The organism is Alistipes sp. CAG:268 (assembly GCA_000434235.1).
GTDB classification, from domain to species: domain Bacteria; phylum Bacteroidota; class Bacteroidia; order Bacteroidales; family Rikenellaceae; genus Alistipes; species Alistipes avistercoris.
On the sequence record FR892002.1, the window covers coordinates 9,285 to 21,104 of the forward strand.

Here is an 11,820-nt window from a genome sequence, read left to right on the forward strand (position 1 = left end):
TGCTGGGGTAGAGTAAGATGTTTTTTGTATGAGCTTTTCGTCGTCGTCTGTTCCTGAGGGAAAAAATACGCATTTATGCGTATCGGTGCGGAGTAAAAAACGGCTAATTTTGGTCGTTTAAATCGGCTTACTTGCAAATTCGGACCGTCCGGGTCCGGCACAGAGAGGCTAAACACATAAAATTCAAATAAATATGGTTGATATCTTTGACCGGCTCGAAAAGAACGCCGGCGGACCCATCGGTCAGTACATGTCGTATGCGCACGGATATTTCGCATTCCCGAAGCTGGAGGGCGAGATCGGCCCCCACATGAAATTCCGGGGCAAGATGATGCTGAACTGGAGTCTGAACAACTACCTCGGACTGGCCAACCATCCCGAGGTGCGCAAGGCCGATGCCGAGGGTGCCGCCCAGTTCGGCATGGCAGCCCCGATGGGTGCCCGCATGATGAGCGGTCAGACCAAGTACCACGAGCAGCTGGAGCGTGAACTGGCCGAGTTTGTCGGCAAGGAGGATGCCTTCCTGCTCAACTTCGGCTACCAGGGCATGCTCTCGATCATCGACTGCCTGCTGACCCCGCGCGATGTGGTGGTCTACGATGCCGAGGCCCACGCCTGCATCATCGACGGCCTGCGCCTGCACAAGGGCAAGCGCTTCGTATACGGCCACAACGACATGGAGTCGCTGCGCCTGCAGCTCAAGCATGCCACTGAGCTGGCCGAGGAGCAGAACGGCGGCGTGCTCGTGATCACCGAGGGCGTCTTCGGCATGAAGGGCGACCTGGGCAAGCTCGACGAGATCGTGGCCCTGAAGAAGGATTTCAAGTTCCGCCTCCTGGTGGACGACGCCCACGGCTTTGGCACGATGGGTGAGGGCGGCCGCGGTACGGCTTCGCATTTCGGTGTCGTGGACGGCGTAGACGTGCTCTTCAACACCTTCGCCAAGTCGATGGCCGGCATCGGTGCCTTTGTCAGTGGTCCCCGCTGGCTGATCAACCTGCTGCGCTACAACATGCGTTCGCAGCTCTACGCCAAGTCGCTGCCCATGCCGATGGTCATCGGCGCACTGAAGCGTCTGGAGCTGATCCGCAACCACCCCGAATACCAGCAGAAACTCTGGACGATCGTCCGTGCGCTGCAGAGCGGCCTGAAGGAGAACGGGTTCAACATCGGCGTGACCAACTCGCCCGTGACCCCCGTCTTCATGAAGGGAGGTATTCCGGAGGCCACGAACCTGATCGTGGACCTGCGCGAGAACCACGGCGTCTTCTGCTCGATCGTGGTTTACCCCGTGATTCCGAAGGGCGAGATCATCCTGCGCGTCATCCCGACGGCCGCCCACACGCTCGAGGATGTGAACTACACGCTCGAGGCCTTCAAGTCGGTGCGCGACAAGCTCGAAAGCGGCTACTATGCATCGCTGCCGATCCCGGTTCGCGCCGACGAAGGATTCAAGGTTCGCTAATAAGCAGATTGCCCGCGTCGGGGCAACCGACCGATAATCAGGAACTCCCGGACATGTGTCCGGGAGTTTTCGTTTTCCATATTGCGGTTTTTGTGAGGAAATGGCGGCAAAAATTTGGAGATTCGGATTTTTTGCCTACCTTTGCACTCGCAATCGAGCAATGCGGAAATAGCTCAGTTGGTAGAGCGCAACCTTGCCAAGGTTGAGGTCGCGGGTCCGAGTCCCGTTTTCCGCTCCAGAGAAGAATCAAAGAAGAGGAGAACTTTCAGGTTCTCCTCTTCTTTTTTCTTCTCCAATCGGCCGGGATGAGGGCGTTTCTTTTTTCGGGTCTCCGCGTTCGAGGTCCCTGCCCGATCCTGAACCCGTATGAGGCGGATGTTTGTTTTCCGTGTGCTATTCGGCGTTGTTGCGCAGCCATTCCAGCCGCCGCAGGTCCGGCAGGTGCTTCACCTGGAAATGATCGAAGGTTGCCCGGAACCCTTTCCCGTCCGGGCAGGCAGCCATCGGGCCCACCATGACCGGCGTGTTGTCCTGCAGCCAGGCGTTGCGCATCAGCGTGTACTCCTTGTCGTCGAACGAATAGAAGATCTCGACGGCGTCGAGCCGCCGCACGGCCTTGATCCAGATGCAGGGTACGGCCTTCTCCAGCGTGATGACGCTCCAGTCGGAGGTGTGGTGGGTCACCACGGTGCTGAGGTTGTATTTCCCGTCCACGAATTCGATGCCTGCCTTGATGTAGTTTTCGTGGTCGATGCGCAGCATCAGGCCGGCCTGGTCGAACCGTTCGCGGTACTCTCCCGAGATCCTGATCTTGGCCTCGAACTCTCCGCCGTAGGTGGCATAATAGAAGGGAGCGTCGTCCACAGTGAATCCATAGTGCGAGATTCTCCAATAGTCGCTCTGCGGGGTGACGAAGAGTGAGAGGGTGTTTCCGCTGATCTCCCACTGTTCCGGTTCGTTGAACCAGGTCATCTTTTCCAGAGTCTGTGCTGCGGCCATGTGCAGCGAGGCGAAGAGCACCAGGCTCAGAAGCGTTGTCTTTTTCATCTGCTTGGTTTTGTTCTGTGAAAATTTACGGTTGTCTTGTGTGGATAACTGTCCGTTCTGAATTACCTTTGCAAAGGTAGGTCGCGGCGAGCGAACCGGCAATAATCATAAATAACCATTCCGCCATATGGAGATCGTGGACGAGTTGAACCGGGAGTTTTTCGGTCAGGAGTTTGCCTGTTCCGACCAGACTTCCCGTTCCGAGGTGCTGGAGCATTACAAGAGGCTGGCCGGCGTCTATGCCCGCATGGAGAACGCCATCTCCGTGCTGAGCGACATGCATGCCGACCGCAGCTATATCTGTTACGGAGGCTTTTCGGCGCTGTTGGGTCTCGATGCGCACGCCGGGTTGAGGGAGGAGATCGGTTCGGTCTGGGAGACCGCGATCCTGAAGCTGATCCATCCCGAGGACCTGACGGACAAATACCTTCAGGAACTCCATTTCTTCCATTTTGTGAAACACCTTTCCGCAAGCCGGCGGTCCGACTATTGCCTCGTGCAAAGATTGCGCATGAAGGACCGTTTCGGAAATTACCAGCAGGCGCTGCACCGTCTGTTCTACATACCTTCGCCTTTCGACGACAGCCTCTGGCTGACCCTCTGCCTCTATAACCCGCTCTTTGTTTCTCTTCCCTATTCGGGAGCCGTCGTCCATACGGCGACCGGACGTGTGCGGAAACTGGAGAAGCGCGAAGACCTGCATCTCCTGTCGGAACGCGAACGCGAGGTGCTCCGGCTGATCGACAGCGGCCTGACGAGCAAGGGGATCGCCGAACGGCTGTCGATCAGCGTGCATACCGTCAGCCGCCATCGGCAGGAGATTCTGAGCAAGCTGCAGGTGCACAACTCGATCGAGGCCTGCCGGATTGCCCGGGATCTGAACCTTCTCTGATCCGCTTCTGCCGTTCGGCGGCGAAGCCTGCGGCCCGGTCCGGACAAACCGCATGGGAAACTTCGGTTTTCGTCTGTCCGGTTTCGGCTCCTCAATTCCGGCGTTGGGCAAATCATTCCGCAAGGGAGTTCCGCCGGGGGCTATTTTTGCTCCCCGGAAACAAAACTCCCTCCGATGAATGCCAGATTCTTTCTTTTGCCGCTCCTGCTGCTGACGGCCTCGTGTGCCGACCGGCAGCAGCCCGACTCCCCGATGTGTGTCGAGACGGCCCGTGCTACGACCGTCGAGGTCTCCTCCTCGCGTGAATATCCCTTTATCGCCAAGCCGCTGCGTACGTCGGTCCTTTCGTTCCGCGTCTCGGGGCCCGTCGATCGGTTCGAGGTTTATGCCGGAAGCCGCTATCGTTGTGGCGATCTCATTGCCGGAATCGACCCGCGCGACTTCCGGCTGCGCTACGAGCAGGCCGACGCCGCCTGCAGGCAGGCACGTGCCGATTACGAGCGTGTCGCGGCCCTCTACGAAAAGGACAACCTGCCGGCCAGCAGCTACGAGGCGTCGCGGGCTGCCTGGGTTGCGGCCGAAACCGCCTGCGATGCGGCACTGAATGCGCTCAACGATACGCAGTTGCTTGCGCCGTTCGACGGCTGTGTCGGCGAGGTCTTCATCGAACGTTATCAGGATGTCAGGGCTTCGCAGCCGGTGGTGACCCTTACGGACATCTCTTCGCTGCGTATCGAGATCTTCGTGACGCAGGAGATCGCCATGCAGGCCCGGGAGCTCGATGAGGTGGCCGTTGAATTCGACCACATCCCGGGCCGGACGTTCCGGGCCGGGGTGGTCGAGTGCGCGCGGAGTACCACACCGAACAATCTCTCCTACCTGCTCACGGCCCTGTTGTCGAATCCCGGCGGGGAGCTTCCTGCAGGTCTCTCGGGTCGGGTCTGCCTCGACCTTCGGGACCAGCCGCAGCCGGTGGTGGTCATTCCCCGGAAGGCGCTCAGCCATACTTCCGGTGCGGGAGATCATGTCTGGGTCGTGGACCCGGCTTCGGGCCGTGTTGCACGGCGGCAGATTACCGCCGGAGAACTGCTCCCCGACGACCGGATTACGGTAAGGGCCGGACTGGCCGCCGGCGAGACGGTCGCCGTGAGCGGGCTCCGCTTCCTCAATGAAGACCAGATTGTCGCCGCCGTCGGGCCGTCGGACGGGGCGCTGACCGCCGAATCTCCAAGGCCATGAAGGAGCGCATCATCGGCTGTACGCTGGAGCTGCTCGGGCAGATCGGATTCCGGCGCTTCACCATGGACATGGTGGCATCCGAGCTGCGGATCTCCAAACGCACGCTTTATCTCTATTTCACCAGCAAGGAACAGCTGCTCGATACCTGTCTGGAGCGGTGGCTGCTCCGCAAGCGGCTCCTTGTCCCGACGGGCGGTATCCTGATCGACGACCTTTGTACGCTCTATGCCGGTATCCGCAAGGTCGATCTGCGGCGGGTCATGCACTGCAGCCGCGAGCTCCGCCAATGCTGCCTGCCGGTTTACCGGCTCTTTCAGGAGCGCCTCTTCAACTATGCCGACGCCTGCGGCATGCGTGCCGAGCAGGATGCCGGGACGGGCTATCTCTGCCGCGACGTTACGCGGGATACGGTCAGCTCCGTCGTGTCGGATTTCCTGATCCGGCTTTTCGGCAGCGTGGAGGAGCATCCGCTGCGGCGGGGCAGCCTTTCCTCGCCCGAGATCCTTATTGTCTACATGCGCGGTCTCTGCACGATCAAGGGGCGTGCTTACCTTGACCGACACCTCAAAACCCTGTCCCGGACATGAATACACTGGTAAAATACTTTCTGAAGAACAAGGCGGTGACCTGGCTGCTGCTCGTGCTGGTGCTCTTCGGCGGCCTCTTCTCCTATACGCACATGGGCAAACTCGAGGATGCCCCCTTCACCATCAAGCAGGCGCTGGTCATGACGCCCTATCCCGGCGCATCGCCCGAAGAGGTGCGCAACGAGGTCACGGACCTGCTGGAGGAGTCGATCCAGTCGCTCGACGAACTCTATTACCTGAAGAGCGAGAACCGCGTCGGCATGTCGAAGATCACGGTCTACGTCAAGAAGGAGGTGCGTGCCGACGAGATGCAGCAGCTGTGGGACAAGCTGCGGCGGAAGGTCGCCGATGTCCAGGGCCGTCTGCCCGACGGGGCGGGCCCGTCGGTGGTGAACGACGACTTCGGCGACGTGCTCGGGGTCTTCTACGGACTGACGGGCGAGGGCCATACCTGGCGCGAGCTGGACGACGAGGCCAAGCGCCTCAAGGACGAACTGCTGACGGTGAAGGATGTCGCGCGCGTGGAGATTTGGGGGTCGCAGCATCCTACGGTCGAGGTCACGGTGCCTCCGGCTCTCCTGACCCGCAGCGGGCTGACCTCCGCGGACATCGCCCGGGCCTTCGCCGAGCAGAACCGCGTGGTCGATGCCGGGGCGTTGGAGACCGGGGAGAGCCGGCTGAGGATCGAATCGACCGGTACGTTCCGTTCGCTGGACGACATCCGGCAGATGACGATCACCTCGCCGTCGGGTGAGCACTTCCGGCTGGGGGATATCGCCCGCGTCGAGGAGAGCTATGCCCGTCCGGCCTCGAACCTCATGCGCATCGACGGACGTCCGGCCCTGGGCGTGGCCGTCGCCACGGTCTCGACGGGCAACGTCGTGGAGATGGCCCGGGCGGTGGCCGACCGCATCGACTCCTTTGCCGCGACCCTGCCCGAGGGTTATGCCCTCCATCCGATCTACGATCAGGGCCACGAATCCGAGGTGGCCAACCGCGGTTTCGTCTGGAACCTCGTGATTTCGGTGCTGACGGTTGTCGCCATCCTGCTCTTCTTCATCGGCCTGCGCAACGGCCTGCTGATCGGCAGCGGACTGATCTTTTCGATCTTCGCCACGCTGATGGTCATGCAGGTTGAGGGGGTCGCCCTGCAGCGCATGTCGCTCGCGGCGATCATCATCGCCATGGGTATGCTGGTGGACAATGCCATCGTCGTCTCGGATTCGGCGCTCGTCGCCATGCAGCGCGGCATGCGCAAGCGGGTGGCCATCCTCAGGGCCTGTTCCTCGACGGCTCTCCCGCTGCTGGCTGCGACGGTGATCGCCATCCTGACCTTCCTGCCGATCTACTATTCGCCCCACATCACCGGCGAACTGCTCTCGTCGCTGGTCGTCGTGATCGGCGTGTCGCTGATGTTCAGCTGGGTCTTCGCCCTGACACAGACCCCCTTCTTCATCCAGGAGTTCGTGCCGCGCCCGCGTCCCGGGCAGACCGTTGCAGACCCTTACGGGGGACGGCTCTACGACGCCTTCCGCTCGTCGCTGCGTGCGGTCATCCGCCGCAAGTATGCCGTTGTCGGGGGACTGCTGCTGCTTCTGGCACTCTCGGCGTGGAGTTTCCGCTTCATCCCGAAGGTCTTCACACCGTCGCTCGACAAGCCCTACTTTACGGTGGACCTGTGGATGCCCGAGGGAACGCGCATCGAGCGGACCGACGTCGAGGCGTCGGATATCGCCGGCTGGATCGGCCGCTTCCCGGAGGTGGAGCAGGTTTCGGCCTTCGTCGGGCGCACCCCGCCGCGCTACTACCTTTCGAATGCCTCGTTCGGTCCGCAGCCCAACTTCGCGCAGCTGCTGGTCAAATGCAGCTCGTCGGCCGAGGCCCGGGCACTGCAGGAGTTCCTGCAGGACTCGGTGCGCCGCCGCTTTCCCGAGCCGCTGGTCAAGGTCAATCGCTTCGAGCTCAACACGCAGCCCGAGGCGCTGATCGAAGCGCGTTTTCTGGGGCCCGACCCGGCGGTGCTCGACTCGCTGGTGGGCGAGGCCGTGGCCGTCATGCGCCGCAATCCGAAGGTGGCCGACGCCCGCAACGAGTGGGGCAACATGGCGATGATGATCCGCCCGGACTATGACGCCGTGCGGGCCGGGGCGATGGGCATCACGAAGGCCCGGATGATGGAGTCGGTCCGTGCCTCGGGCGACGGCCTTCCGGTCGGAGTCTACCGCGACGAGGAGGACCGTGTGCCGGTGCTGCTCCGCACGCCGTCCGAAGGTCTGACCGACCTCGGAACGCTCTCCGTCTGGAACGGCGGCCGCTCGGTGCCTCTCTCGCAGCTCACGCGCGGCATCGAAACCACGTGGGAGTATCCCCAGATCCGGACCTACAACCGTCAGCTCTCGATGGCGGCAATGTGCGGTGTCGTGCCCGGGGCGACGATGTCCGAGGTCCACGGCGAGATCCGCCGCGAGGTGGAGGCCATCCGCCTGCCCGAAGGCTATACCTTCTTCTGGGACTCGCAGTTCAAGGACCAGAGCGAGGCGATGGAGGCCCTGATGAAGTACTTCCCGCTGGCCTTCCTGGTGCTGGTCGTGATCCTCGTGGCGCTGTTCGGCAACTACCGCGAGCCGTTGATTATCCTTTGCGTGCTGCCCCTGTCGCTCATCGGCGTCGCGGTCGGGATGCTGCTCACGGGCTTTGACTTCGGTTTCTTCCCCATTGCCGGATGGCTGGGGCTGCTGGGCATGATCATCAAGAACGTCATCGTGCTCATCGACGAGATCAATGCCCAGTACCGTTCGGGCGCCTCGCTCCAGCGGGCGATCGTCGAGGCCACGGTGGCCCGCACGCGGCCCGTGCTCATGGCCGCCATCACGACCATCGCCGGCATGATCCCCCTGCTGTTCGACATCGCCTTCGGGGGAATGGCTGCTACGATCATCTTCGGCCTGACCTTCGCCACGGGGCTCACGCTCTTCGTGACTCCGGTACTCTACGCCCTTTTCTACCACGTAAAAATCCGATGACGATGAAGACTTTCCCGCTTGTGGCGCTCCTTTGCCTGCTTGCTGCCGTGCGCCCGGCCGCTGCCCAGCCGGCCGAAGATTCGCTGCTGGTGCGCTACCGCCGGATGGCGCTCGATTGTGACGACGATTTGAGGGCCGCCGCCAAACACATCGAAGCCAGTGCCGAACTGGAGCGTGCGGCGCGAGCCGAGCGGATTCCGACCCTCTCGGCCGGGGGTGATTTCCGCTATACGGGCAACCCGCTGAAGTATGCGGCCGAACTGCCCGGGGTAGGGCCGCTGATCCTCGAGGGGCAGAACTGGAAATACGGGGCTTCGGCCACCCTGGTGCAGCCGCTCTATACGGGCGGGCGGATCACCGGGGCGATCCGCATGGCCGAATCCGAGACCCGCATGAGCGAGGCCCGGCGCGAACTGCTCCGCACGGAGGTCTGCTATCGGGTCGATCTGCAGTACTGGACGACCGTGGCCCGCCGCGAACGGATGTCGGTGGCCGAAGATTACCTGCGTGCCGTGGCCGATCTGGAGCGGGTCGTCCGCGAACGGGTCGAGGCCGGCCTGTGCGACCGGCAGGAGCTGCTCACCGTGGAGGTCAAGCTCAACGAAGCCCGCTACCGGCTGCTGCAGGTGCGGAGCGACTTCGAGACGGGGCGCATGGCGCTCAATGCGCTTATCGGCAGTCCGCTCGATGCCGAGACCCCGGTCGGTACGTCACTTCCGGAGGTCGGGTCCGGAGCGTCGGGACTTTCGGCGGCGGCCCTGCACCCCGAAATTCGGCTGGCGCAGGAGCGGATCGTTTGGGAGCGGGGCAACCTGCAGTACGTTGATGCCCGGTATAAACCGCAGCTCGGTGTGGGGGCCAATGCGGGTTATTATGCCCCGGGATATGATTTCCGCCCCGACCTTTCGCCCAACTGGACGCTCTATGCGCAGCTCTCCGTGCCGATCTTCCAGGGTGGCAAGCGACGTCGTGAACGGAGTGCTGCCGAATACCGCATCGGTATGGCTGCCGATGCCCTGCACCGGGTGGAGACGGACCTCGATCTGGAGACCCGCACGGCCCGCACGGCCCTCGACGAAGCGCAGGAGCGGGTGGCGCTGGCCGCCTCGTCGCTGGAAAAGGCTGTCGAGAACGAACGCCGTGCCACGGAGAAGTACGTGGAAGGGGCGATCTCGATCTCCGAAGTGATCGACGCGCAGCTCTATCGCCAGACGGCGCAGGAGAACCTTGTGTCGGCCAAGGAGGCGGCCCGGCTCCACTTTGCCGAGCTGCTGAAGGCCACGGACGGGTACCGGTTTCAATAACTTTTCGTATCTTTAGACGTCCGAAAACACCGCATGATGCGTACCGATCGAAAGAACAGATGGTTGTCCGCCTTGCTCTTCTCCGGGTTGGGGCTTTTTGCCTGGCTGCTGCTGGCCGGTTATACAAACCTTTCACCCGCGACGGAGAATGTGTTGAAAACCCGTTGGGGTGCGATCTTCCTGATCGTGCTCTTCAACGCATTGGGCTTTCTGACGCTGCGCATCTCCGAGTGGCTTCATGTGCAGTATCAGCTCCATGCGCCCGGCAGGTGGAAGATCGTGCTGGCGGTTGCGGGGGTGCTGGGGATGTTCTTCCTGGTCGATTACGGATTTCTGGTCACGGGAAAGCTGTTGGCCGGATCGCGTCATCCTTTCGCCTTCCCGAACGGCGGGGTGCGGATGCTGGTCGTCGTCTGGCTGGTCGAACTGGCCGTACTGGGACTGCTGCTCGCCAACCGGGCCATGGCCCAGACGCTGCGTCTGCGGCAGCGGGCCGCCGAGTTGCAGCGCGAGAACAATACGGCCCGCTACACGGCCCTGCAACAGCAACTCAACCCTCACTTTCTCTTCAACAGCCTCAATACGCTGATTGCCGAGATCGAGTACGATCCAGCGCGGGCCGTTTCGTTCACGCGGCGTCTCTCGGAGGTCTACCGTTATGTGCTGCAGGTGCAGAACCGTCCGCTGGTGACGCTCGGCGAGGAGCTGCGCTTTGCCGACGCCTTCCTTTATCTCCACCGGGTGCGGCTGGGCGACTGCCTCGGCTGCCGGACGGAGATCCCCGACGGAATGCATGAGTTCCGCCTGCCGCCGCTGACCCTGCAACTGCTCATCGAGAATGTCATCAAGCACAACGCCATCACGGTGTCGCGCCCGCTCGAGATCACGATCTCGGCCTCGGAGGGGTGGCTGACGGTCTCGAATCCCGTCCGCCCCAAGCGCGGGGCGGAGTCCGGAGGTGTCGGACTGCAGAACCTCTCGAACCGTTGCCGGATCATGTTGGGACGCGGAATCGAGGTGAGCCGAACCGACGGATGTTTCACCGTGAAAATACCCCTGAGCCATGAATAAACTCCGTGTTGCCATCGTCGAGGACGAGGTCCCGGCCGCCCGGCTGCTCCGTACGCTCATTGCGCGCCTGCGCCCCGCCTGGGAGATCGAGGTGTTGCCCGGCAGCGTCGAGGAGGCCGTGCAGTGGTTCGCCGCGAACCGCCATCCCGACCTGCTGTTCCTCGACATCCAGCTTGCCGACGGCACTTCGTTCGAACTCCTCTCGCAGGCGCGTCCTTCGTCGGCCGTCGTCTTCACTACGGCCTACGACGAATATGCCGTGCGGGCGTTCAGCGTCAGCAGCATCGACTACATCCTCAAGCCTGTCGATGAGGAGCGCCTGGCCGAAGCCATCGCGCGTTATGAGGAGCTCCGGGGGCGGATGCTGCCGCCCGACGACTACCTCGAGACGCTGCTCGATGCCCTGCAGCGGCGAGAAAAGCGTTTCCGCACCCGGTTTCTGATTGCCGGGGTAGACCGTTTCCTCACGCTGCCGGTCGATGATGTGGCCTATTTCTACTCGGAGAACAAGGTGACGACGGCGGTGACCTTTGCCGGGCGGAACCATGTGGTGGACCTCCCGTTGAGCCGTCTCGAGGAGCAGCTCGATCCCGACCGCTTCTTCCGGGCCAACCGCCAGGTGCTGCTCTCGGTGGGGGCGATCGACCGCCTCGAGCCCTATTTCAACGGAAAGGTTTCGGTGACGGTGCACCCGCCCCACAAGGAGCGGATCACCGTGAGTGAGGAGCGGGTCCCGCTCTTCAAGGCCTGGTTGAACTATTGATCCGCTCTCCGGCCGACGGTCACCGCTTTTCGGCGAGGGTTTTGAGCTGCTCGAACAGCTCGCTGAAGCGGAGTTCTGACTGCATCATCGTCCGGGCCTTCTCCATCCCTTCTTCGGTCAGCGAGAAGAACATCTGCCGTTTGTCGTCGCGGTTGATGTCGCGGCGGATGTAGCCTTTGTTCTCGACGGCCGTGATGACCTTCGAGACCCGCGAGTTGGACAATCCGATGTATTCGCAGATCGAGCCGGCCGACTTGGCCTCCCCGCTCTTCAGGCAGCAGAGCAGCATGGCCTCGTTGATGGTGATGTCGTGTGCCTCGGCGAATGTCTTTTCGAATTGGTAGAGCGTTTTGTATATCTCCTTGATGATACAGATCGGTTCCATGTTCCGCGGTTGGGTTATATCGCTGCAAAGATAGGCGATTCGAC

Annotated in this window: 10 protein-coding genes and 1 tRNA gene; 9 read left to right on the forward strand and 2 right to left on the reverse strand. The window is 62.1% G+C overall.

Going from position 1 to position 11,820, the window contains the following annotated elements; all coding sequences use genetic code 11:
- Nucleotides 1-193 precede the first annotated feature (193 nt).
- The gene (locus QZL63_RS06120) at nt 194-1,465 is read left to right on the forward strand and encodes an aminotransferase class I/II-fold pyridoxal phosphate-dependent enzyme (protein ID WP_022308448.1); all 1,272 of its coding nucleotides are present in this window, start codon (nt 194-196) and stop codon (nt 1,463-1,465) included.
- 162 nt (nt 1,466-1,627) lie between these two features.
- Nucleotides 1,628-1,703: transfer RNA gene (locus QZL63_RS06125), tRNA-Gly, on the forward strand.
- Between the two features lie 155 nt (nt 1,704-1,858).
- On the opposite strand, the gene QZL63_RS06130 is transcribed toward QZL63_RS06125, so the two are convergent.
- A complete protein-coding gene (locus QZL63_RS06130; protein ID WP_022308449.1) occupies nt 1,859-2,512 on the reverse strand; it encodes a DUF1349 domain-containing protein in 654 nt (217 codons plus the stop codon).
- Nucleotides 2,513-2,639: 127 nt separating this feature from the next.
- On the opposite strand from QZL63_RS06130, the gene QZL63_RS06135 reads away from it, so the two are divergent.
- The 7 genes from QZL63_RS06135 (at nt 2,640) to QZL63_RS06165 (ending at nt 11,391) form a co-directional block, all read left to right on the forward strand.
- Nucleotides 2,640-3,404, forward strand: a complete 765-nt coding sequence (locus tag QZL63_RS06135) for a LuxR C-terminal-related transcriptional regulator (protein ID WP_022308450.1) — start codon at nt 2,640-2,642, stop codon at nt 3,402-3,404.
- Nucleotides 3,405-3,578: 174 nt separating this feature from the next.
- Nucleotides 3,579-4,643 carry an efflux RND transporter periplasmic adaptor subunit gene (locus QZL63_RS06140; protein WP_022308451.1) on the forward strand — a complete coding sequence of 355 codons (1,065 nt, stop codon included), beginning with the start codon at nt 3,579-3,581 and terminating at the stop codon, nt 4,641-4,643.
- Nucleotides 4,640-5,230, forward strand: coding sequence for a TetR/AcrR family transcriptional regulator (locus tag QZL63_RS06145; protein WP_022308452.1), 591 nt, complete (start codon nt 4,640-4,642; stop codon nt 5,228-5,230). The genes QZL63_RS06140 and QZL63_RS06145 overlap by 4 nt, the downstream gene beginning before the upstream one ends.
- Nucleotides 5,227-8,253: an efflux RND transporter permease subunit gene (locus tag QZL63_RS06150; protein WP_022308453.1), complete on the forward strand. Its 3,027-nt coding sequence runs from the start codon at nt 5,227-5,229 to the stop codon at nt 8,251-8,253. The genes QZL63_RS06145 and QZL63_RS06150 overlap by 4 nt, the downstream gene beginning before the upstream one ends.
- Before the next feature lie 2 nt (nt 8,254-8,255).
- Nucleotides 8,256-9,557: a TolC family protein gene (locus QZL63_RS06155; RefSeq protein WP_022308454.1), complete on the forward strand. Its 1,302-nt coding sequence runs from the start codon at nt 8,256-8,258 to the stop codon at nt 9,555-9,557.
- A gap of 33 nt (nt 9,558-9,590) precedes the next feature.
- Nucleotides 9,591-10,628 (forward strand): sensor histidine kinase, encoded by a 1,038-nt coding sequence (locus QZL63_RS06160; RefSeq protein WP_022308455.1) that lies wholly within the window; start codon nt 9,591-9,593, stop codon nt 10,626-10,628.
- Complete coding sequence (locus QZL63_RS06165; protein WP_022308456.1) at nt 10,621-11,391, forward strand: LytR/AlgR family response regulator transcription factor; 771 nt, start codon at nt 10,621-10,623, stop codon at nt 11,389-11,391. Before QZL63_RS06160 ends, QZL63_RS06165 begins: the two co-directional genes overlap by 8 nt.
- Before the next feature lie 19 nt (nt 11,392-11,410).
- Here QZL63_RS06165 and QZL63_RS06170 read toward each other — a convergent pair whose 3' ends face one another.
- The gene (locus tag QZL63_RS06170) at nt 11,411-11,776 is read right to left on the reverse strand and encodes a MarR family winged helix-turn-helix transcriptional regulator (RefSeq protein WP_022308457.1); all 366 of its coding nucleotides are present in this window, start codon (nt 11,774-11,776) and stop codon (nt 11,411-11,413) included.
- Between the last annotated feature and the right edge of the window lie 44 nt (nt 11,777-11,820).